This is a genomic window from Enterobacter nematophilus, assembly GCF_026344075.1.
GTDB lineage: Bacteria > Pseudomonadota > Gammaproteobacteria > Enterobacterales > Enterobacteriaceae > Enterobacter > Enterobacter nematophilus.
In genome coordinates, this window is record NZ_JAPKNE010000012.1 from 43397 (window position 1) to 67711 (window position 24315).

At 60.3% G+C, this 24315-nt stretch carries 14 protein-coding genes; 7 read left to right on the forward strand and 7 right to left on the reverse strand.

What is annotated here, in order from left to right:
- The first annotated feature begins 603 nt into the window (after positions 1 to 603).
- The 6 genes from OSH03_RS20710 (at position 604) to OSH03_RS20735 (ending at position 16519) form a co-directional block, all read left to right on the forward strand.
- A complete protein-coding gene (locus OSH03_RS20710; RefSeq protein ID WP_266179972.1) occupies positions 604 to 10710 on the forward strand; it encodes a BapA/Bap/LapF family large adhesin in 10107 nt (3368 codons plus the stop codon).
- An 82-nt stretch (positions 10711 to 10792) separates the two neighbouring features.
- A complete protein-coding gene (locus tag OSH03_RS20715; protein WP_266179973.1) occupies positions 10793 to 12196 on the forward strand; it encodes a TolC family outer membrane protein in 1404 nt (467 codons plus the stop codon).
- Positions 12193 to 14388, forward strand: a complete 2196-nt coding sequence (locus OSH03_RS20720) for a type I secretion system permease/ATPase (protein WP_266179974.1) — start codon at positions 12193 to 12195, stop codon at positions 14386 to 14388. The genes OSH03_RS20715 and OSH03_RS20720 overlap by 4 nt, the downstream gene beginning before the upstream one ends.
- 10 nt (positions 14389 to 14398) lie before the next feature.
- The gene (locus tag OSH03_RS20725; RefSeq protein ID WP_151412901.1) at positions 14399 to 15568 is read left to right on the forward strand and encodes a beta-barrel domain-containing protein; all 1170 of its coding nucleotides are present in this window, start codon (positions 14399 to 14401) and stop codon (positions 15566 to 15568) included.
- A 293-nt stretch (positions 15569 to 15861) separates the two neighbouring features.
- Complete coding sequence (locus OSH03_RS20730) at positions 15862 to 16161, forward strand: type II toxin-antitoxin system RelE/ParE family toxin (RefSeq protein ID WP_048957972.1); 300 nt, start codon at positions 15862 to 15864, stop codon at positions 16159 to 16161.
- A gap of 10 nt (positions 16162 to 16171) precedes the next feature.
- Positions 16172 to 16519 carry a HigA family addiction module antitoxin gene (locus OSH03_RS20735; RefSeq protein WP_266179975.1) on the forward strand — a complete coding sequence of 116 codons (348 nt, stop codon included), beginning with the start codon at positions 16172 to 16174 and terminating at the stop codon, positions 16517 to 16519.
- A gap of 50 nt (positions 16520 to 16569) precedes the next feature.
- Here OSH03_RS20735 and OSH03_RS20740 read toward each other — a convergent pair whose 3' ends face one another.
- Together OSH03_RS20740 and OSH03_RS20745 are read right to left on the reverse strand one after the other, a co-directional pair.
- Complete coding sequence (locus OSH03_RS20740) at positions 16570 to 17751, reverse strand: aminotransferase-like domain-containing protein (RefSeq protein ID WP_266179977.1); 1182 nt, start codon at positions 17749 to 17751, stop codon at positions 16570 to 16572.
- A 20-nt stretch (positions 17752 to 17771) separates the two neighbouring features.
- Positions 17772 to 18659 (reverse strand): LysR family transcriptional regulator, encoded by an 888-nt coding sequence (locus OSH03_RS20745; RefSeq protein ID WP_266179979.1) that lies wholly within the window; start codon positions 18657 to 18659, stop codon positions 17772 to 17774.
- Between the two features lie 97 nt (positions 18660 to 18756).
- On the opposite strand from OSH03_RS20745, the gene OSH03_RS20750 reads away from it, so the two are divergent.
- Positions 18757 to 19359, forward strand: a complete 603-nt coding sequence (locus OSH03_RS20750) for a short chain dehydrogenase (RefSeq protein WP_266179980.1) — start codon at positions 18757 to 18759, stop codon at positions 19357 to 19359.
- Here the strand turns inward: OSH03_RS20750 and OSH03_RS20755 are convergent.
- The 5 genes from OSH03_RS20755 to OSH03_RS20775 all read right to left on the reverse strand — a co-directional run bounded on the left by OSH03_RS20755 (position 19353) and on the right by OSH03_RS20775 (position 24136).
- Entirely contained in the window at positions 19353 to 20087 is a 735-nt protein-coding gene (locus tag OSH03_RS20755) for a class I SAM-dependent methyltransferase (RefSeq protein WP_266179982.1), read from the reverse strand. The genes OSH03_RS20750 and OSH03_RS20755 overlap by 7 nt on opposite strands.
- A 75-nt stretch (positions 20088 to 20162) precedes the next feature.
- Complete coding sequence (locus OSH03_RS20760; RefSeq protein WP_266179983.1) at positions 20163 to 21161, reverse strand: transketolase family protein; 999 nt, start codon at positions 21159 to 21161, stop codon at positions 20163 to 20165.
- Entirely contained in the window at positions 21161 to 22006 is an 846-nt protein-coding gene (locus tag OSH03_RS20765; protein WP_061097318.1) for a transketolase, read from the reverse strand. Before OSH03_RS20765 ends, OSH03_RS20760 begins: the two co-directional genes overlap by 1 nt.
- Positions 22007 to 22018: 12 nt before the next feature.
- A complete protein-coding gene (locus OSH03_RS20770; protein ID WP_061097317.1) occupies positions 22019 to 22768 on the reverse strand; it encodes an SDR family NAD(P)-dependent oxidoreductase in 750 nt (249 codons plus the stop codon).
- A gap of 36 nt (positions 22769 to 22804) precedes the next feature.
- Positions 22805 to 24136: an MFS transporter gene (locus OSH03_RS20775; RefSeq protein ID WP_266179984.1), complete on the reverse strand. Its 1332-nt coding sequence runs from the start codon at positions 24134 to 24136 to the stop codon at positions 22805 to 22807.
- Positions 24137 to 24315 lie beyond the last annotated feature (179 nt).

The following is a 24315-nucleotide window of genomic DNA, read 5'->3' on the forward strand; positions in this document are numbered from 1 at the left end:
TCCGTTCGCAGTAGCAGAATTCCAACGCCCTATAAGAATATATTTTAAATCATCATTAATATAATATATCCTACATCAAAAATGTTACCCTAACTTAAACGACGTTTAAGCAGGTTTAAATAATAACATTTTTAATTACGTCAACAAACGTCACTACCAATTATTGAATTACATCTAATGCATAAATAAAAAACGTAAATTTAAAACAAAAAACCCAATAAAAACAACAGCACAATAAAAGCAATACATAACTCCCATCAATAAATTAATGCCCTCTTTACGACTTACCCCTTTATTTACGAAAGCTTAATTTGCACATTCACCGTTTTCTGGCTATATCATTTTTATATCCTCAAAACAAAATCCTCTATTAATTACAGGGTTTTATAAGGCACAAAATACGCATAGCAAACATTCTTTTTGATAAGTAATTACATTCGCTCTGATGTTGCCACTCTGAATCCTGGCGGGCATCGTTCGCTCTAAAAAAGACGGTGAGTACTGTTTAATAAACAGTAACTCCGCCGGGGGCGCCCTTTACCTTCTCCAGAGATGGCTCGTCTTGCTCGTCGTTCACGATAACTCTGCTGGAGTAATACCTAAATGAGCCAAATCTCTGTTATATCAAAACTCACTGGCGTGGAAACGACTACGGAAGGCACACAGGTTACGCTGAGCCATTCCTCTATCGTTGAGCTTCATGTAGAGCGAGCCGATGTCTCCCACTTCGCGCGAAGCGGTAACGATCTGGTGGTGACCCTGCACTCAGGGGAAGTGATCACTCTTAAAAATTTCTACGTCACCGATGCGCAGGGCGTAAGCCAGCTGGTGCTCCAGGAGAGTGACGGTGCGTTATGGTGGATTGAAGATCCTACCGGGGCCGCCACGTACGAGTCCATCGCGTCTACGGACGCGTTGCTGGCCGCATCCGGAAGCGATGCCGGGGGTGCCGCCATCTGGCCATGGGCGCTGGGCGGCATTGTCGCGGCTGGCGCCATCGCGGCGGTGGCGAGCTCCAGTGGCGGCGGCGGTGGGGATGACGACGACGATGGAGATAACAGCAGCCCTCCTCCCGGCACGCCGGTCGATCCGTCCAACCCGGATACAACACCGCCGAATGCACCATCCAGCCTTCAGTTCTCGTCGGATGGTAAAAGCGTCACCGGTACCGCCGAGCCGGGCAGTACCATCACGCTGAAAGACGCGAACGGCAACGTCATTGGCACCGGGAAAACCGGCAGTGACGGCAACTTTACCGTGTCTCTCGGCACTCCGCTGACTAACGGCGAACAGGTGACCGCCACCGCGACGGATGCGGCCGGGAATACCAGCCAGGGCACAACGATTACGGCGCCGGATCTCACCGCACCCGATGCTCCGACAATCGGCAGCGTGACGGACGATGTTGATCCTCAAACGGGTTCGGTCACTAACGGCGGCAGCACCAACGACCCACGCCCGCAGCTCAGCGGTACCGCGGAGGCGGGCTCCACCGTGACCATCTATGACGGCGGAGTCGCAATCGGTACGGCGCTCGTCGCCAGCAACGGCACCTGGACATTTACGCCGTCAGCTGACCTGACTGAAAGCACCCACCAGATTACCGTGCGGGCAACCGACGCCGCCGGCAACCTCGGACCGGCCTCGCCGGTATTTACCCTCACCGTGGATCTGACCCCGCCGACCACGCCAACCGCGATTGTGCTGACCGACGACACGGGTGCGATCAGAGGGACCATAACCGCAGGCACGCCTACCGACGCTTCAAAGCCAATCCTGGCGGGAACGGGCGAGCCAGGTGGCACAATCACTATCTACGATAACGGTGTGGTGGTTGGCACCACGACGGTGCTGCCGAACGGCACCTGGAGCGTCACGCCGAACGGCCCGCTCCCGGACGGGACGCACTCGATAACCGTCGTTGAAACCGATGCCGCCGGAAACCAGAGTGCGGCCTCAGAGCCGATCATCTTCACCGTGGACACCACGCCGCCGCTGGCCCCCGGCGACCTCGTCGTGTCGAACGATGGCGGCACCATCACCGGCACCGCCGAGCCTGGCAGCACGGTAACCATCCGTGAAGGCGACGCTATCCTGGGCACCCCGGTGGCCGACAGCGAGGGCAACTTTAGCCTGACGCTGACCCCGCCTAAGCTCAACGGCGAAGTCCTGACCGCAGACGCCACCGACGCGGCGGGCAACACGGGGCCATCAACCTCCGCGGCGGCGCCGGATGCCACCCCTCCGCAGGCTCCGGTTATCGTGTCGGTGATTGACGACGTGCTGAACACAACCGGTCCCGTGGACCAGAATGGGCTGACCAACGACCGGGCACCGACCCTGAACGGCACGGGCGAACCCGGTTCGACCATCACGATTTTCAACGGCAGCGATATTATCGGCACGGTGGCCGTCCCCTCATCCGGCCTGTGGAGCTTTACGCCGCCCTCACCGCTGGCCGATGGTACGTACGTGCTGACGGCGACGGCAACGGATGCCGCCGGTAACCCGAGCGGACAATCGAACGCGTGGACCATTATCGTCGACGGGACTGCGCCGGAAGCCCCGGTCATTACGCAGGTCGTTGACGATGTTCCCGGACGTACCGGCTCGCTCGACCTCAATGAGACCACCAACGATTCAACCCCGACGCTCAGCGGCACCGCCGCCGCAAATGCCACGGTGACCATCCGCGTGGACGGCGTTGATATTGGTACGACCGTCGCCGATGGCCTCGGCGCGTGGAGCTTTACTCCGGACGCTCCCATCGCCGAGGGCCCGCATACTCTGACCGCCGTCGCGACCGACGCGGCGGGCAACGTTAGCGGCGTCTCCAACAGCTGGGGCATCATCATTGACAGCGTTTCCCCGGATGCGCCAGTCATTACCCAGGTAGTGGATGATGTGCCAGAGCGCCTCGGCGCGCTCAATCCTGGCGACAGCACCAACGACACCACGCCGACGATCAACGGCACCGCTGAGCCGGGCTCAACCGTCACCATCCGCCAGGACGGCGTCGATCTCATCACGGTTCCGGTCGACAGCAACGGCACGTGGACCTTTACCCCCGCCACGCCGCTTGCTAACGGGACCTATACCTTTACCGCCGTCACCACCGACGGAGCGGGTAATACCAGCCAGGCATCAGGCAGCTTTACCCTTACCGTCGATACCACGCCGCCAGCGGCGGCCACTATCGCCACCGTAACCGATGACGTCGGCGGCGTTAACGGGCCGCTCACCAGCGGCGACACCACCGACGACACCCAGCCGCTGCTGCAGGGCACCGCGCCGGCAGATACGGTGATCACCGTCTATGACGGCACCACCCTGCTCGGCACCGCGACCCTCGACGGTAGCGGCGGCTGGAGCTTTACCCCCGTTATTCCGCTCACCGACGGCCAGCATACGCTGACGGTGCATGCCACGGATGCCGCGGGCAATACCACTATCTCAACGCCGTTTGAACTGACGGTGGATACTGTTCCGCCAGCCACGCCGGATATCCCGGCAATCACCGTCAATCCTGACGGCACAGAAACGCCGCTGAACCCGGGAGAAACCACCCGCGACACCACGCCAACCCTGAGCGGGACCGGCAATCCGGGCGATACCGTGACGATCTACAACGGCGGCACCAAGCTTGATGATGTGCTCGTGGACGGCAACGGCAACTGGACCTGGACGCCCGCCACCCCGCTGCCTAACGGCACCTATGACATTACCCTGACCGTCACTAACATGGACGGCACGGGCAACGAAAGCGCCCCGTCCCAGCCGGTCACCATCACCATTGATACCGATGCGCCAGTCGCACCTGCAGCACCGGTGATTACCGACAGCGTCAGCCAGATAACCGGCCCCGTTCCCGACGGCGGAACCACCAACGATCCGCGCCCGGTCCTCAGCGGCACCGGTACGGCGAATGACGTTATCAACATCACTGATACCGTTAACGGCACGCCGACTATCGTGGGCACCGTCACGGTAGACAGCAGCGGCAACTGGAGCTGGCGTCCTGAAAATGATATTGGCGATGGCAGCCACGTCTATACCGCCACCGCCACCGATGAAGCGGGCAACGTCTCTGACGCTTCACCGGCGATTACGATCACGGTGGATACCGTAGCGCCGAATGTCCCGGCGATTGTCGCCGTTGGCGGCGCGCCGGACGATGGCTATATCACAGATGCAACACCAACCGTCGGAGGAACCGGCACGACTGGCGATACGGTGATCGTCTACAACAACGGCGTCGAGCTGGGGCGCGTGGTTGTGGTTAACGGAGAATGGACCCTTACTCTCCCAACACAAACGGACGGCCCGCTGAACATTACCGTGGCGGGTGTTGACGCGGCGGGTAACGTCAGCGCGCTGAGCCCGGTCTTTACCGTCACGCTCGATACCGTTGCGCCTGAGATCCCCACTATTAGCGCCGTCGATAACAGCCTGCTGTCCAACAACGTGCTGTATACGAACGACGGCACGCCGACCCTCACCGGCACCGGTGAACCGGGAACTACCGTTATCGTCTCCGTAGACGGCACGCCATCTGCCGTGCCGGTAACGGTGCAGCCGGATGGCACCTGGAGCTGGACTGCCGACGCGACGCTGCCGGAGGGTCCGCATAGCTTCACCGTATCTTCCAGCGATCCGGCGGGTAATTCCTCCGGGGATTCAGCGCCGCTGAGCGTGACGGTCGATACCGTCGCACCGGCCGATCCGGGCAACATGAGCCTGCCTGAAACAGGAACACCGCTGACCGGTACCGGCGAAGAGGGAAGTACCATTACCGTTAAGGACAGCGGTGGCGCGGTCATTGGTACCGGCGTTGTCGGCAGCGACGGCAGCTTCTCCATTGCGCTGAGCCCGGCGCAGCTGGATCCAACCACGCTGACCGTGACCGCCACGGACGCCGCAGGCAATCCAAGCGCCGATGTGCCTTTTATCGTCACCGACTCGCCGCTTGAGCTGCCGCAGGTACCCGTCATCACGGCAATCGTCGATGACGTGGACCCGGTCATTGGCGATGTGAAAGGCAAAACCACCAACGACACCACGCCAACGCTTACCGGTACGGCCGAAGCGGGCAGCGTGATTACTATCTATCAGGACGGTAGCACGACGCCGTTGACAACGGTGACCGCCGACGGCAGCGGCAGCTGGAGCTATACGCCAGCCGCGCTTGGCGAAGGGCTGCACACCTTCGAGGTGACCGCGACCCTCAACGGTGCCACCAGCGGCCGCTCTCCGGCGGCCAGCGTCACCGTCGACCTTACCGCCCCGGGTACGCCAACCATTGGCTCGGTCATTGACGACGTTGGTCCTGTCACCGGGCCGCTGACCAGCGGCCAGACCACCAACGACAGCCAGCCGACCCTCTCCGGCACCGGCGCTGTGGGGGATACCATCTCCATCTACAACAACGGCGTGCTGCTGGACAGCGTGGTGGTCGGCAATACCGGCACCTGGAGCTACACCACGCCCGTCCTGCCAGAAGGCAATAACGTTCTGACCATCCGCGAGACCGATCCGGCGGGGAATCAGAGCGGTCCTTCGGCGGACTTCACCCTCGTGGTGGATTCCGTTTCCACCACGCCGGTCATCACCAGCGTAACGGATAATGTGGGCAATGCTGCGACCCCGGTAGCCAGCGGCAGCGAAACGAACGACGCCACGCCAACCCTTTCGGGGACGGCGGACGCGAACAGCGTGGTGACCATTTTCGATGGCGCTACCCAGATTGGCGTGGTTACGGCTGATGGCACCGGCGCGTGGAGCTTTACGCCAGAGACCGCTCTTGTCGAAGGCTCGCACAGCTTCACCGTCCTGGCGACCGACCCGCAGGGCAACGTCAGCGAAGCCTCAGCCCCGTGGAGCGTGGTGGTTGACCTGACGGCGCCGACGGTTCCAACGCTGGATACGGTGAGTGATAACGTCCCTGGCGGCGTCACGGGCAACCTCACCAGCGGGCAGGCGACCAACGACACTACCCCGACGATTAGCGGCACCGGACAGGCAGGCAGCACCATCTACATCATGAATAACGGTACGCAGTTAGGGACGGCGATCGTCGACGGAACCGGCAACTGGTCCTTCACCCCGACCACGCCGCTGGACGACGGCAGCTACTCCCTGCGCGCGTACGCAACGGATGCCGCGGGCAACGCCTCGGCTAACTCGTCGGTCTTCGCCTTCACCGTCGATACCGCAGGCCCCGGCGTGCCGGTGGTGACCAGCGTGATTGACGATGTCGCACCGACCACGGGGACGCTCACGTCGGGTAACAGCACCAACGACGCGCGTCCGACCTTCAACGGCACGGGCGACCTGGGCTCTACGGTGCACGTGATTGTTGATGGCAACGAAATTGGCACCGCCGTGGTCAATGCCCAGGGCATCTGGACCTTCACGCCGGGGACCGATCTGCCCGACGGACCGCACGCCATCACCTTCAACGCCACCGACGCGGCGGGCAACGCGGGCACCGCAACGGCACCGTTTAACCTGACGGTGGATACGGGCGTGCCGTCTGCGCCGGTCATTTCAGCCGCGGCAGATAACGTGGGCAGTATTCAAACCCCGCTCACTTCCGGGCAGAGCACCGACGACACCACGCCAACGCTGAGCGGCACCGCGACGGCCAACGCCACGGTCACTATCTATGAAAACGGTCAGCCGGTCGGCACCGCGCTGGCGGACGGTACTGGCGCATGGAGCTTTACCCCGTCCACACCGCTGGCCGCGGGCAGCCACACCTGGACCGCCACGGTGACCGATGAGGCAGGGAACATCAGCCCCGCCTCGCCGGGCTTTACGCTGGTTGTCGATACCACGGCCCCTACCGCGCCGGTTATCAGCCAGGCGATTGACGATGTGGGAACCCTTACCGGGCCGCTCACGTCCGGGCAGACGACCGACGACACCGTACCGCGGCTGGTCGGCACCAGCGAACCGTTTGCCACCGTGAATATCTATGAGGGAACCACGCTGGTCGGGACGGGCACCGCTGACGGCAGCGGCAGCTGGAATATCTTACTCAATACCGCGCTGACAGAGGGGGCGCACAGCTTCACCGCGCAGGCCACGGATGCCGCAGGCAACATCAGCGCGTCGTCCGCCAGCTTCAGCCTGACGATTGACACCGCGCCGCCAGCGCTGCCGGTGCTCACCAGCATCCTGGATGACGTCGGCAACGCGGCAACGCCAGTCGCCGACGGTGGAACAACCAACGACGCGCAGCCAACCCTCAGCGGTACGGCAGAAGCCGGATCGACGGTGAAAATCTTCGATAACGGGGTGCAGATTGGCAGCGTAATCGCCACCGGTGGGGCATGGAGCTTTACGCCTTCTCCGGCGCTGGGCAACGGCCCGCACACGTTGACCTTTACCGCCACCGATACCGCAGGCAACGCCAGCGCGCCAACCGCCGGGTACACGATTAACGTCGATACCCTTGCCCCGGCAGCGCCAGTCATTAGCTCGGTAATTGATGATGTCGGCAGCGTCATCGGCCCGGTAACCGGCGCCAACCCGACCAACGACACGCGTCCAGCGCTGAGCGGAACCGCCGAAGCGAATGCGACGGTACGGATCTACGATGGCATCACGCTGGTGGGCACCGTCACCGCCGATGCCAACGGCAACTGGACGCTGCCGGAAACCACCACGCTGACGCAGGGTACCCACAACTTCACCGCCACGGCCACCGATGCCGCAGGCAATACCAGCCCGGCATCGGCCGTAACGACGATTATCGTCGATCTTACCGCCCCAACGGCCCCGACCGGGACCTTTAACGCCGACGGTAGCGTATTAACCGGCAATGCTGAAGCGGGCAGCACCGTCACTATCCGCCTCGCGGACGGCTCGACGGTGACCACCACAGCGGGCAGCAACGGCACGTACAGCTACACCTTCGTTAACAAGCAGACCGAAGGCCAGACGCTGCAAATCACCGCCACCGACGCGGCGGGCAACGTCTCGCTGCCCGGCTCGGCGCTCGCGCCGGTGGTGCCGCTCTCCGCCAGCAATAACGTCGAAGAGCTGGAACTCGGCACCACGGCCACCGTCACCAACAGCCAGTACAGCGACTACGGCTTCCTGCTGGTCGGCGCCGTGGGCAACGTCCTGACGCTGCTCGGTAATGACACCGCTCAGGTGAACTTCACCGTGGGCAGCGGCGGCAGCGCGGATATTGTCGTGAACGCCAACGCCACGGGGGCCGTGCTCTCTCTGCTCAACACCCTTGAGCTGGTGGTACAGCGCTTTGACACCGTGAACAACACCTGGACTACCGTAGTCGATACCGGGCAACCGCAGTTTGCCGACCTGCTGACCCTGGGGGCGACTGGCGTTTCGCTGAACCTGACCGGGCTGGCGGACGGCAACTACCGCGTGCTGAGCTATAACACCAACCTGCTGGCGACCGGCTCCTACACCAGCCTCGACGTGGCGGTGAAAGAGACCGGCCCGGGCACCGTCACGGGTGACACCAGCCTTGACGGTAACGTGATCACCGACGTTGACCCAACCGCGGGCAGCGACAACGCTCCGGCCGGGGCAACGGTCACGGCCGTCACTAACGCGCAGGGTGTCACCACCAGCGTCACTGCCGACGGCACGGTGATCCAGGGCCAGTACGGTACGCTGACCATTAACCGCGACGGCAGTTACACCTACGATCTGACCAACACCAGCGCAGCGGTGATTGGCCGGACGGAGAGCTTCAGCTACACCATCACCCATAACGGCGTCAGCGCGTCGGCAAACCTGGTGCTGGCGCTGGGCACCGGTACCGCCACCAGCGGTATTGTCGCGGTTGACGACACGAACTCGCTGACCTTCGATACCACCGTCAACGCGATTAACAACGGTACGTCCTCCCAGGGCGGCTTTACCCTGGTGGGAATCAATCTCGGCAACACGCTGGGGCTGAACCTGCTGGACGATATGACCAACCCCATCATCTATAACGTGGAGGAAGGCACCACCCGCACCATGACCATCCAGGCTTCCGTTGGCGGCGTGGCCCTGGCATCGGTGTTCGACCTGTACATCTACAAGTTCAACAACGCGACGCAGACCTTCGAGCAGATGCGCGTTGAACCAGGCTGGCTGCGCGCGCCGCTGCTGGGCGGCACCTCGCCTCAGCTGACGCTGCAGCTGCCGGCCGGTGAGTACCTGTTCCTGCTGAATACGGCTGCGGGGATCACCGCCCTGACGGCCTACACGCTGGACGTGCTGCAGGATCATGTCTACAGCGTAGCGAGCGTCAGCGCGAGCACCACCGGAGATGTTCTGACGGATGATATTGCGCCAGTCGGCACGCTGGTGACCGAAGTTAACGGCGTAGCGGTGAACAGCAGCGGTCTGACGAACATTACCGGCGAGTACGGTACGCTGAGCATCAACGCGGCCGGGGAGTACACCTACACCCTGAACAGCGGCGTCGGCGTTGACCACATCAGCACGCCGGATACCTTCGTCTACACCATTACCGCGCCGGACGGCACGAAAGACACGGCTTCGCTCAACATCACCCCAACCGCGAAGCCGATGGATGCGGTGAATGATGTCAGCACCGCGATGGACGTGACGTCGGTACACCACACCGCTGCGTACTCGGATACTACCGTCGGGTCGGCGAGCTGGAACGCCGCGCTGCTCACTTCTACGCAGGGCTCCGGCACCGGTACCTTCGTGGTGGATGCCAATACCGCGCTGCACAACGTGGTGCTGTCGTTTAACGTCGCCTCGTTGCTGACGCTGACAGGGTTGACGGTTGACTGGACGCTGACCAACGGCGCCACCACCGTCAGAACCGGCTCGTTCAACGGCGGGCTGCTGCTGGGCGGCACGGCAACGGTCAACCTGACGGGTCTCGACCTGGAGGCGGGGACCTACACCCTGAGCTATACCGGCAGAATGGGGCCGCTGGGAGTAGGAAATATCACCATCACCCCAAGCGTTACCGGCACCAGCTACTCGCTGTCGCAGTTCGACGCCACGGGCACCCACACCGTTGACGGCAACATTTTCGACGGCACCGATTCCGCAGGGACACTGGATCAGCTGCACTCGGTCGATACCCGCGTGAGCATTACCGGCTACGACGGCGTCACCACTACGCTGGATCCGTACACCGGCAGCACGCAGGTGAACATTACGGGCCACTACGGCACGCTGGCGATTGCCGCAGACGGCAGCTACACCTACACGCTCAACCCGGGGATATCGCTCTCTACCATTACCACGAAGGAGGTCTTTAACTACACCCTGACCGATGCCAACGGCACCACGGACTCCGCGTCGCTGACCATCAACATGGCGCCGAAATTTATCAGTTCGGAGCATAACGATGTGATTAGCGGTACGGCCTACGGCGACACGCTGATTTATCAGGTGCTGAACAGCACGGCGGGCAACGCGACGGGGGGCAACATCACCACCGCCGGCGGCGACCACTGGACAAACTTCTCCCTGGCGCAGGGAGACAAGATCGACATTGGCGATCTGCTGGTGGGCTGGGACGGAAATACCGCCTCGCTGGGGAATTATATCAATGTCACGCAAAGCGGTAGCAACACTGTGATCTCCATCGACCGTGACGGTGCAGGGAGCACCTACACTAATACTGCACTCGTTACGCTTGATAACGTGCAAACCACCTACGACGAGCTTGTGAACCAGCAACACATCATTACCTGATAGCACCTGTAGTACCTAACCCGGGCGCGCACAGCGCCCGGGCATAAATAATAAAGCTGTACTTTTTTATTAGGGACAAGACATGGGAATAAAGATGCCTTACTGGTGGCTCTCGTGCTGCCTGATATCTGTACCCGCCATCGCGGCAAACCCGGCGGCAACCATCAATACCGGACAGCTCCGCGAAACGCAGGAACTCCCCTCACTGAATGGCCGCGTCGCCCCGCTGACAGGCAAAGCCGCTCCCGGTTCACTACAGCTTGGCGAGGCCGTCAACCGCGCCGTCACCTGGCACCCGGCGATCGCGGAAGCCGTGGGCAAACTCTACGAACAGAACGAAGAGGTCGACGTCGCAAAATCGAAATACTATCCGCAAATTAACGCCGGCATGGACAACGGGTATTCCCACGATGGCGATCAGAACGGCTTCACGCCGTCGCTGGTGCTCTCTCTTTCACAGATGCTCTACGACTTCGGCAAAGTGGCAAGCCAGGTGCGGGCCGAAAACGCCGGGGTCGCCCAGCAGCAGGCCAACGTGCTGGTCAGCATCGACACCATCGCCCACGATACCGCCATCGCTATGGTGCAGGTGCAAACCCTGCAGCAGATGGTCGACACCGCCAAAGAGCAGCTCGACGCCCTCTCCTCAATTGGCAAGCTGACCCGCCTGCGTAACGACGAAGGGGCCACCTCGCTCTCTGACGTGGTGCAAACCGACGCGCGCATTGAAGGCGCGCGCGCCCAGCTGATGCAGTATCAGGCCAGCCTCGACAGCGCCCGCGCCACGCTAATGAGCTTTCTCGGCTGGAACAGCCTGAACGAAATCAGCAATGATTTTCCGCAGAAGCTGGCCCGCAGCTGCGATATCGCCGAGCCGGACGATCGTCTGGTGCCTGCGGTCCTCGCCGCCAGGGCACAGGCGAACGTCGCGCAGGCCAACCTCGACTACGCCGACGCGCAGATGACGCCAACCGTCTCGCTGGAGCCGGAAGTCCGTCACTACCTGAACGATAGCTACGCGGGCAACGAAACGCGGGATCGCACCCAGTATTCCGCCTGGGTGAAAGTCCAGATGCCGCTCTACCAGGGCGGCGGGCTCACCGCCCGACGCAACGCCGCCGGGCACGCGGTGGAAGCGGCGCAGTCGACCATTCAGCGCACGCGCCTCGATGTCCGCCAGAAGCTGCTGGAGGCCCGCAGCCAGGTGATGAGCCTGCAAAGCACGCTGCAAATTCAGGGCCGCCAGGAGGCGCTCAGCGCCCGCACCCGCGAGCTCTATCAGCAACAGTATCTCGATCTCGGCTCGCGCCCGCTGCTTGACGTGCTTAACGCCGAGCAGGAGGTCTATCAGGCACGCTTTACCCAGCAGCAGACCCTCGGTCAGCTGCACCAGCTGCAGCTCAACTGCCTCTATAACACCGGGCAATTGCGTCATGCGTTCGATCTTGATAACCGCACCATCCAGACCGTGGAGATCCAGCCATGAAGCAACGCGACATCCCGCAGGGGGAAACGATGACGGATGAGGCGCTGGAGCAGTGGGCTCAGGCGTTTGGCTTTGTCGCCACGCGCTACCGCGTTGCCTGTTCGCCAGGCTCGCTCGTCGCGGGCGCGCCGTGGCTGAAAGGCAAACCGATGGTCCCCGCCCTGACTCAGCTTGCCCGTGAAGCCGGGCTGACGTTCCAGCTGCTGACGGCCGATCAGCAGTCGATCAACAGCTGGCGTCTGCCGGTGGTGGTGGCGCTGAACGATGGAAAAATCGGCGTGATTGAAAATTTCGACGGAGAGGACACGCTTGAGGTCAGCTTTTTCGACGACAAGACGTACACCAACCGCCTGTCGATGAGCGCGATGTTGCCCGCCATCCGCCACGTCATCGCCCTGCGTCCGCTGGCGGCGCTCAAGGACAGCCGCGTGGACGCCTACATCTCAAAGTACCGCCCGGACTGGCTCTACCGGCTGGTGATGCGCGACCTGCGCCCCTACAGTTGGGTGATGCTGGCGGCGCTGTTTATCAACGTGCTCTCCCTCTCCGGCATCGTCTTTTCCATGCAGGTGTATGATCGGGTGATACCCGCCCAGTCCTACCCGACGCTCTACGTGCTGACCATCGGGGTGCTGATCGCCACCCTGTTTGGCTTTGTGCTGCGCGTCGCGCGCGGGCACATTATGGATCTGCTGGGCAAACGCTCGGATCTGCGCGTCTCGGATCGCGTGTTTGGGCACGCGTTGCGGCTGCGCCACAGCGCCATTCCGCGCTCCACCGGCAGCTTTATCTCCCAGCTGCGCGAGCTGGAGCAGATCCGCGAGATGGTCACCTCCTCCACCATCTCGACGATTGTCGATCTGCCCTTCTTCTTCCTGTTTGTGGTGGTGCTGGCGATCATCGCGCCGCAGCTGGCGTGGATCGCCCCGGTAGCGGCGGTAATCATGGTGCTGCCGGGCCTGCTGCTGCAAAAGAAGCTGGCGGAGCTGGCGAAGCAGTCGGCCCATGAATCAACCCTGCGCAACGCGGTGCTGGTGGAGAGCGTGCAGGGGCTGGAGGACATCAAGCTGATGCAGGCGGAGAACCGCTTTTTGCAGCAGTGGAACAGCTATATCCAGATCACCGCGGAATCCGGCCTGCGCACCCGCGAGCTGACGCAGAACCTGATCAGCTGGGGGATGACCGTCCAGAGCCTGGTCTACGCCGCCGTGATCGTGGTCGGCGCGCCGATGGTGATTGACGGCACCTTAACCACCGGTTCGGTAGTGGCCGCCTCAATGCTGGCCTCGCGGATGATCGCGCCAATGGCGACGCTGTGCGGCGTGCTGGCCCGCTGGCAGCAGGTAAAGGCCGCCAAAGAGGGGCTGGACAGCATTATGCAGCTGCCGACCGAGAACCAGCGTGAAGAGACGCCGATCCGCCAGGACGTGCTGCGCGGACACTATCTCTTCGAGCAGGCGCAGTTCCGCTACCACCCGGAAGATCCGCGCATGGCGCTGCGCATTAACCGTCTGGAGATCAGGCCGGGCGAGAAAGTGGCGATCCTCGGGCGCAACGGCGCGGGCAAATCCACCCTGCTGCAGGCGATGGCGGGCGGAATGGATCTGGCGGGCGGCGAACTGCGGCTCGACAACCTCAGCCTGCCGCATCTCGACGTGGCGGACGTGCGGCGCAACGTCGGCTTTATGACCCAGAACGCGCGGCTGTTTTACGGCACCCTGCGCGAGAACATCACCCTCGGCATGCCGCGCGCCACCGATGAAGAGATCTTCGAAGTGCTGGAGATGTGCGGTGCGGCCAGCTTTGTGCAGAAGCTGCCGAAGGGGCTGGACTACCCGATTATGGAGAACGGCGTGGGATTGTCCGGCGGGCAGCGGCAGTCAATCCTGCTGGCGCGAATGCTGCTGCGCGATCCGAATATCGTGCTGATGGACGAGCCGACCGCCTCCCTTGATGAGCACACCGAGCGGGAATTTATCCAGCGCCTGGGGGCGTGGCTCGGCAACCGGACGCTGGTTGTCGCCACCCACCGCGTGCCGGTGCTGGAGCTGGTGGAGCGCGTGGTCGTGCTGAAAGATGGGATGCTGGTCATGGACGCGCCAAAGGCGCAGGCGTTGAACAACAGCCGCATGCAGCAACAGCAGCAGGCAGCAACCGGACGGGAGTGGAAAAATGAAAATCAGTCAGCGTGACGTGGCCGCGATGGACGATCTGGACAATGCGCTCGACTCCGAAAGCGGCTATACCGGCGCGCGGCGGATCGTGATCTTCTCGCTGCTGATGTTTGTGGCGCTGGGCGTTTGGGCGTGGTTTGGGATGCTGGATGAAGTCTCAACGGGAACCGGAAAAGTGATCCCCAGCTCGCGCGAGCAGGTATTGCAGTCGCTGGACGGGGGGATCCTCACCGAGCTGAACGTTCACGAGGGCGATCAGGTGCAGGCCGGACAGGTGCTGGCGCGGCTGGATCCGACGCGTTCCGAATCGAACGTCGGCGAAAGCGCGGCGCGCTACCGCGCGTCGCTGGCCTCCAGCGCGCGTCTGTACGCCGAGGTCAACGATCTGCCGCTGAAGTTTCCGCCTTCGCTGGAGAAATGGACCGAACTGACCGCCGCCGAAACGCGGCTCTACAACTCGCGCCGCGCGCAGCTTGAGGACACGCAGCGTGAACTGCGTGCAGCGCTGGATCTCGCAAACAAAGAGCTGGCGATCACCCAGCGGCTGGTAAAAACCGGCGCCGCCAGCCACGTGGAAGTGCTCCGCCTGCAGCGGCAGAAAAGCGACCTGGAGCTGAAGCTCACCGACGTGCGTTCCCAGTATTACGTTCAGGCGCGCGAGGCGTTATCCAAGGCCAACGCCGAGGTAGATATGGTCTCAGCGATCCTGAAAGGCCGCGAGGATTCCGTCACCCGACTGACGGTAAAATCCCCGGTGCGCGGGATCGTGAAAAACATCAAGGTCACCACCATCGGCGGCGTGATCCCGCCCAACGGCGAGCTGATGGAGATTGTGCCGGTTGACGATCATTTGCTGATTGAAACCCGCCTCTCCCCGCGCGATATCGCCTTTATCCACCCGAACCAGGAGGCGCTGGTGAAGATCACCGCCTACGATTATGCCATCTACGGCGGGCTGCACGGGGTGGTGGAGACCATTTCGCCGGACACCATTCAGGACGAAGCCAAGCCGGAGGTGTTCTATTACCGGGTGTTTATCCGCACCAGCCAGGATTACCTGGTGAATAAGGCGGGCAGGCACTTCTCGATCGTGCCGGGGATGATTGCCACGGTGGACATCAAGACCGGTGAAAAAACGGTGCTGGATTATCTGATCAAGCCGTTTAACCGGGCGAAGGAGGCGCTGAGGGAGCGATAGTCAATCGCCGGACGGCTGCTGCGATCTTTCCCCTCACCCTAACCCTCTCCCCAAAGGGGCGAGGGGATGGTTCGCTGCTCGCATTAATTTGTGGGGATTCCTCAGCCCTGTGCCCCCACACCACAATACTTCTTTTCTGGAATCCGCCTCGAAGAAACCGCTTTTAATGAGGCCTTACGCTTTCCTTCAGCCTGCATCCGGGTAACATAGCTGCCAATCAAAAACGCACTTGCGCACTGTGCAAGAGTGCATTACTATCCACATAGCTTCATGGACTGGAGCTCATAAGCACTATGATTAATCATTTTCGTGATCAATGGCTTAAGGATTTTTTTCTGTATGGGAAATCAAGCAATGTGATCCCTTCAAGCCTTGAATCAGCCTTAGCGAGGAAGCTGGATATGATCAACGCTGCCACTTCGCACCGGGAGCTGAGATCCCCACCAGGCAATATGTATGAATCGCTGAATCCCCCTCTTGCAGGGTACTCTGCGATTCGCGTGAACAGGCAATACAGGTTGGTATTCAGGTGGTCAGAGGGCAAAGCAGACGATCTCTACCTCTCTCCGCACAAGTACACGCCATACAAATGAGGCATTACCTATGACTCTTCAACAGGCTCTACGCAAACCCACCACGCCGGGCGATGTGTTGCAGTATGAATATCTTGAGCCGCTCAATCTGAAAATTAGCGATCTCGCGGAGATGCTTAACGTGCACCGTAACACCATCAGTGCTCTCGTTAATAATAACCGTAAACTGACGGCCGATATGGCAATCAGACTGGCCAAGGCGTTTGATACCACCATTGAATTCTGGTTGAACCTGCAGCTAAACGTCGACATCTGGGAAGCACAGACCAATTCCCGGACTCAGGAAGAATTGAGCCGTATAAAGACGGTCGCGGAAATTATGGCAAAAAGGAAATCGGGACAGCCGGATGTGGCCTGAGTGGTCGTTTTCCCCGGTACGATATTGACCGCACCGGGTTTTACTCGTATTTACAGCGAGATCTTCAGGCGTCGAACCGCTTCTTTCAGCTGCTCATCCGTTGGAGTGACGAATGACATGCGCAGCGTTGTCTGGTCCGGTTCGTTGCAGTAGAAGAACTCGCCCGGTACAAACACCACGCCGTTGCTTAAGGTTTTTTCCAGCCATTTCGTCGTATTCATGCCGTTGTTCATTTTTGCCCACAGAAACATGCCGCCTTTAGGCTTGTGGAAAGACATCACATCGCCCAGCTCGGCTTCCAGTTCCGTTGCAAACGTCTGGTATTTCTGGCGATAGGCCTCGCGGATCGTTTTAATCTGGTTCGCCAGACGCCCGGTTTTCAGGTACTCATAGGTCATCAGCTGGGACAGCGTGCTGGTGTGCAGATCGGTGGTTTGCTTGAGGTTCACCACCGCGCGCTTCAGCCACTCCGGCACCAGCACCCAGCCTACGCGGGTGCCCGGCGCGAGGATTTTGGAGAAGGTAGAGGTGTACACCACGTTATCTTCATTGCCGATATCTTTCGCATGGGCAATCAGCGGGCGGAACACGTCGTCGGTGTAGTTAATTTCGCTGTACGGATCGTCTTCGATAATCACGAAATCATAGCGCTTTGATAATTCCACCAGCTGTTTACGGCGCGCTTCGGAAAGCGTTACGCCGCCGGGGTTACCAAAGGTTGGAACGATATAAACCGCCTTGATGGTTTTCTTCGCCACCAGCGCCTCAAGTTCATCGACCTTCATGCCGTCGCCGTCGGTGCCGACGGATTCAAAATTCGCCTGCGCCAGGCCAAAGACCTGCAGCGCGGCAAGATAGGTTGGACGTTCAACGACAACCGTATCGCCAGGATTGATTAACGCGCGCGCCAGCACGTCCAGAGATTGTTGAGAGCCGGAAGTAATGACCACGTCATCGGCTTTACAGGCGATGCCGCGCCCCTCGCAAATGCGTTTAATTTCCTCGCGCAGCCCCGGTACGCCTTCCGTCAGGCCATACTGGAACGCCTCGCCAAAATGCTGTGACAACACGGCATCGGCGGCAATTTTAAGCCCTTCGCGATCGAACAGGTCCGGATTGGGAATACCGCCGCCCAGCGAAATCACGCCCGCCATTTTGCTATGTTTTAATAATTCACGGATGGCAGATGATTGCAGGCCCTGCGCGCTGCTGGCGAGTTTGTTTGCAGACATTCTTTGATTACCTTCTTTTTTTATATTGTGCCCAATCTTAGCAGAATATGAGCAATAAATTCCGTTAGCTTAGGGAGGGGACGTAAATCCTGTCGCCACAGTAAATGCACCGGCCTCGGCGCGGGCGTGAACGGCTCCAGCACCCGCACCAGCCTGCCGCTCGCCAGCTCTTCCGCCACCAGCACCTCCGGCTGCAGCAGCAGCCCTGCCCCGGCTCGCGCCGCCATGCGTAAGCCGTAGCCGTCGTTGCATCTTAAGATAGCATCCCGCTTCCAGCGCACCTCTCCTTCCGCACCCGGCAGGCGCCATTCGTTGCGCGCGGTCCACACCGTGTGCGACAGGCACAGATGATCCACCAGATCGGCGGGCGTCTGCGGCGTGCCGTGTCGCGCCAGATAATCCGGCGCGGCGCAGATCGCCATGTTGTAGGGACACAGATATTTCGCCACCAGATCGTCATTGCGGATATCGCCAATGCGAATGGCCAGATCGACCCCCTCTTCCACCAGATCGACCATTCGATTGGTGAGATCCAGTTCGATACGCACTTCCGGATAGCGCTGCAAAAATGAGGCCGTCAGAGGGGCGATCGCGCAGCCGCCAAACGACGTAGGGGCCGTGACGCGCAGGGTGCCGGCGGGCGCCGCGCGCAGCCGTTCAACCGCGCTTTCGGCAATCGAGACCTGCTCCAGCACCCGTCTGGCCTCTTCGAAATAAACGCGTCCGGCATCGGTCAGACTCTGGCGACGGGTATTGCGCTCCAGCAGCCGCGTACCGAGCTGCGATTCCAGCAGCGAAATATATTTCCCGACCATGACCGCCGACATCTCCAGCCGTGCCGCCGCGCCGGTAAAGCTGCCGCTCTCAACCACCGCGATAAACGTCTCCATGCCGCGAAGCTTATCCATATTCCAAACCTCTGGTTAGCAATCATCTAACTTTAGCCCAGTTTATCTGATTTTTTATTTATTAAAGAATGAGGGCTCACAACATAAGGAGTCTGCTATGAAAATCGTCATTATTGGTGCCAGCGGTACGGTCGGGCGTGCCGTAACCGAAGAGTTAAGCCGTCGTCACGAGGTCATCCGTGTCGGTCGCACGCAGGGCGACTACCAGGTGGATATCACCTCGCAGGCGAGCGTACAGGCGCTGTTTGAGAAAATCGGCCATGTGGATGCGATTGTCTCCGCCAGCGGTGGCCTCTACTTTGGCCCGCTCGCGACCATGAAGGACAGCGACTTCAACCAGGGCCTGCAGGACAAGCTGCTGGGGCAGGTGCGCCTGGCGCTGACCGGCCAGCATTATCTGAACGAAGGCGGCTCAATTACGCTGATAAGCGGGATTGTGGCGCACGAGCCAATTGCCCAGGGCGTGAACGCCACCACGGTCAATGCGGCGCTGGAAGGGTTTGTCCGCGCCGCAGCCTGCGAACTGCCGCGCGGGATCCGCATTAACCTGATAAGCCCGACGGTGCTGACCGAATCCGCCGAAGCGTATGACGGGTTCTTCCCCGGCTTTGAAAGCGTTCCCGCCGCGACCGTGGCGCAGGCCTACCGTCGCAGCGTGGAAGGGGTGCAGAGCGGGCGGGTGTATAAGGTCGGTTACTGAGCCTTACGGGCGGAGATCAGCACCAGCATCGGGCGCTCCGCCTCTTCGGCCAGTGCAGGCCAGGCGTCAATCTGCGCCTGCGTTGGCCCCCACTCATTGACTTCACTTATCGTTAACCCGGCCCCGATCAGCGCGTTAAGCGTGGTGCCCAACGTGCGGTGGTATTTAATCACCCCGTCCGCCAGCCAGTTGCTGACGCGCTGGCTTTCGTCCTGATAACGGTTCACGCCCCAGAACCGCTCGCCGCTGTCGTCGGTCAGCCAGCCCTGACGGGAGGCGCAGGTGTAAATCGGGTGCTCCATCGAGAAGACCAGGCTACCGCCCGGTTTTAGCGCGCGCTGAACGTTGGCGAATAGCGTGTCCAGTTCCGGCAGGTAGTGCAGCGCCAGCGAGCTGTAGACCAGATCGAGGCTATTCTCGTTGAGCGTAAGAGACTCCAGATCGCTACGCTGATAGTGAATCCGATTGTCATCAGTCAGTTCAGCCGCGCGGGCAAGCATCTTTTCTGAGATATCGACACCCGTGACGTCAGACGCGCCCAGCTCGCGCGCCGCGCGGCAGAACCAGCCATAGCCGCAGCCGAGATCGATAACCGATGTATCAGTGAGATCGGGCAGCATGTTTTTCAGCGCGAGCCACTCCGGCGCGCCGTCCAGGCCCTGCACCGAGCGGGGAAGCTGTGCGTAGCCTTCGAAAAACGCCGGGTTGTCGTAGATGTTTTGTGGCATGGCGGACTCCTGTTATCGCAACAGAGGCGAGGGTAAAATACCCCTCGCCCGTTGGCAACGTATCCGTCTGATAAATCAGAGCCTGCGCCGGATCTTCTCTACCATGGCGGCGGTCGAAATCCCGTAGCGGTCGTGCAGGGTGGGCAGCGCGCCCGCATCAAGGAACGCGTCCGGCAGCGCGACGGTATCGAAATCCACGTTAACGCGGTTGCGCATCAGCAGTGACGCGACGGCTTCGCACAGCCCGCCCACGCTGCTGTGGTTTTCCGCCACAACGACCAGCCGTCCCGGCTTCGCGGCCTGGGCCAGGATCGTCACTTCGTCCAGCGGCTTAATGGTGGGCGAGTGCAGCACCGCCACGCTGACGTTATCCTTACGCAGCTGCTTCGCCGCCTCCAGCGCGCGCATGGTCATTAGTCCTGAGGCGACGATCAGGACATCGCTCCCCTCTTCAAGCAGCACGGCTTTGCCAATCTTAAACTGGTAGTTGTACTGGTCCAGCACCACCGGCACCTTGCCGCGCAGCAGGCGCAAATAGACAGGGCCATCGTGCGCTGCCATCGCCGGCACCGCCTGTTCCGTGTCGATTGCGTCACAGGGATCGATAATCGTCATGCCCGGAATACCGCGCATAATCGCAATATCTTCCGTCGCCTGGTGGCTCGGCCCGTAACCGGTGGTCAGGCCCGGCAGCGCCGCGCAGATCTTCACGTTCAGGTGCTCTTCAGCAATCACCTGATGGATAAAATCGTAGGCGCGGCGGGTGGCGAAGACGGCGTAGGTGGTGGCGAAAGGAATAAAACCCTCTTTCGCCATGCCGCCCGCCGCCCCCATTAAAAGCTGTTCAGCCATGCCCATCTGGAAGAAGCGTTCCGGGTAGGCCTGGGCAAAAATGTGTAGATCGGTGTACTTCGACAGATCCGCCGTCATGCCGACGACCTCCGGTCGCTGTTCCGCCAGCTTCACCAGCGCGTGGCCGAACGGCGCGGCGCGCGTCTCCTGTCCCTCTTCCGCGATAGAGGCAATCATCGCCGACGTGGTTAAACGCGGCTTTTTCTCCGTGGTCTGGCTCATTACAGCACTCCTTCAGGTTTGTTGGCATCCAGCACGGCGAGTGCCTTTTGCCACTCGTCAGCATCCACGCGAATAAAATGGTTCTTGTCACGCTTTTCGAGGAACGGCACGCCCTTGCCCATCAGCGTGTCGCACAAAATGACGCGCGGCTGGTTTTCCGGGTAGCGTTTGGCGTTATCAAAGGCCGTCACCAGCGCATGAACATCGTTGCCGTTTACGCGCTGCACGTACCAGCCGAAGGAGGTCCATTTATCCTCCAGCGGCTCAAAGCCGAGGATCGCGTGCGAGTTGCCATCCGCCTGCTGGCGGTTAATGTCCACCAGCACGATCAGGTTCGACAGGCCGTGATGTGCCGCCGACATCGCCGCTTCCCAGGTTGACCCTTCATCCAGCTCGCCGTCCGACATGGAGTTAACAACCCACGCCGCGCTCTGCTTATGCTTCAGCCCCAGCGCCATGCCAACGCCAATGCTTAAGCCCTGCCCCAGCGAACCGCCGGAGATCTCCATGCCCGGCGTGTAGGTGGCCATACCGGACATCGGCAGGCGGCTGTCGTCCGCGCCGTAGGTCTCCAGCTCCTCTTCAGGAACGATCCCCGCTTCAATCAGGGCCGCGTAGCAGGCAATGGCGTAATGGCCGTGGGAGAGCAGAAAACGGTCACGCCCTTCCCACTCCGGCTCGCCCGGCTTAAGGTTCATCCCGTGGGTAAACGCGGTGGCCAGCACGTCGGCATAGCCCAGCGCCTGCCCGATGTAGCCCTGCCCCTGCACCTCACCCATGCGCAGCGCGTAGCGGCGAATGCGCCAGGCCGCGGCGGCAACCTGTTGAACTGTGGTATCCGTCATCGTCGTATCTCCTTAATGGATCAGCATCCCGCCGTTCACGTCGAGCGTGATACCGGTGGAGTAAGAAGAAAGGTCGCTGCCGAGGAACAGCGCGGCGCGGGCAATATCCTGCGCGTCGCCGAGGCGGTTAAGCGGAATGCCCGCCAGAATGGACGTTTTCATCTCATCGCTCAGCTTGCCTGCGGTGATGTCCGTCTGGATAAGCCCCGGCGTGATGCAGTTTACGCGCACGTTGTCTGGCCCGAGCTCGCGCGCCATGGCTTTTGCCAGCCCCAGCACACCCGCTTTTGCAGCGCTGTAGTGTGGGCCACCGAAGATGCCGCCGCCACGCTGGGCGGAGACCGATGAAATGCAGACGATGCTGCCCGACTTTTGCGCGCGCATAGTGGGAATAACCGCCTGGGACATTAGCAGCGTGCCGCGCAGGCTGACGTCCAGCACCGCATCGTAATTTTCGCGTTTGATATCCATCAGCTTGATCGGCTGAGTAATGCCGGCGTTATTCACCAGAATATCGATGCGCCCGTATTTCCCCAGCACCTGCTCAATGGCGGCATTAACCTGTAATTCATTGCTGACGTTCGCCGCAAGGCCCAGATGTTCGTCGCCCAGGCTCGCGGCGGCAGCCCGGCTGGCTTCGGCATCTAAATCAATAATGACCACTTTCGCGCCCTGTTCGGCATATAATTTCGCCGTGGCGAAACCCAAACCGCGTACGGAAGCCGCGCCGGTAATAACGGCGACTTTATTTTTCAGTAGCATATATTTACTCCATTCGGACAAGAGGGATTTAATGTTTTATTTCGGCTCTTCCAGCAGCGTAATCATAATTAAGCCAATGGCTGCGCAAATACCGAAATAAATAAACACGGAATTAAAACTGCCTGTTTTATCCAGCAGATAACCTGCCAGCATCGGGGAAACAAATCCGCCGAGATTACCGCCGCTATTGATAATGGACGCGGCAATGGGATAGGTTTTACTGTCCGCAACAGCCATGCCATAAGCCGTAAAAGCGGGCCAGCCAATATTCAGACAAAGGCCGACAAAAAATAGCCCGACGCAAACCGCCACGGTGCTTTGCGGAATATTCAGCATAATGACCATCATTAAAACGGTGCTGATGGCGGTAAACATCATGGTCGGTTTACGTCGGCGGCCGAGCAGCCTGTCGGAGACGTAGCCGCCAAAAATCGCACCGATAAATCCGCCGATGCACGGCATGCTGGCGACCAGCCCCATGCTCATAAACGTAAAGCCTTTCTCTTTCACCAGATAGAGCGGGATCCACGTCAACAGTCCGTACAGCACGCTGACCATCATAAAATAGGCCAGGCAGTCGCCGAGAATATTCTTCGAGGTAAACAGCCCTTTCACCGTGCTTACCGGGGCTAACTCCCGCACGCGGATCAGCCGATCGAGGCGTGCAAAGCCCGGTGAAATCACGATGTTTTCCCGTCTGGCGTCCGGCGTCTCCTGGCCGGCGGTAATGGTCTCCAGCTCCGCTTTAGAGACGAATGCGCTCTCGGACGGCTTCGTGCGTACCAGCAGATACCACAGGACGGCAATGACCAGGCCTGGGATCGCAAAGGAGAAGAAGACCCAGCGCCAGCCCCAGGTCATGGCGATCCACACGGCCAGCGGCGGCACGAGGATGGGCGCGAACATGGTGGCGGCGATGTAGACGCCCGTGGCCGTGGCCTTCTCCTTTGGCGGAAACCAGTTGTTGATGGTGGAGGCCAGCCCGACCGGGCACGGCCCCTCTGTTAACTCCAGCCCCAGGCGGATACACTTCAGGCCCAGAACCGAGGTTGCGGTGCCCATCAGCCAGGTAAAGGCAGAGAAGCCGAATATCGACAGCGCCACCATGCCGCGAATTCCCTTTTTGGCAATAAAAAAGCCCGCAGGAATTTGGCTCAGGGCGTATCCCAAAAAAAACATGCTGGCGATGGCACCGGCTTCGAAATTATTGATATGAAATTCGTCAATGATAAACGGCAGTACCGCACCAATATTTGTTCGGTCAGCATAGTTAATGGCATAAACAATAAAAATTAATGCCAGCACAACGAAACGGTAATTGGTTTTTTTAGTCTTTATGTAGGGGACAGCTTGTTCTATACGAGACATAACTTACCTCATTATTCGAACACCGTGAGTCGTTTTATTATTGCGTTCAACGTCAATATATCGGCTCACCCATGAAACGCCATTCAATAAAGCTCATTTATTGCTGAGATAAATTTGATTCGCGGTACAGCTCAAAAAAATAACATCGGGATAAAATTGCCCGCTCGCAGTCTCAATGT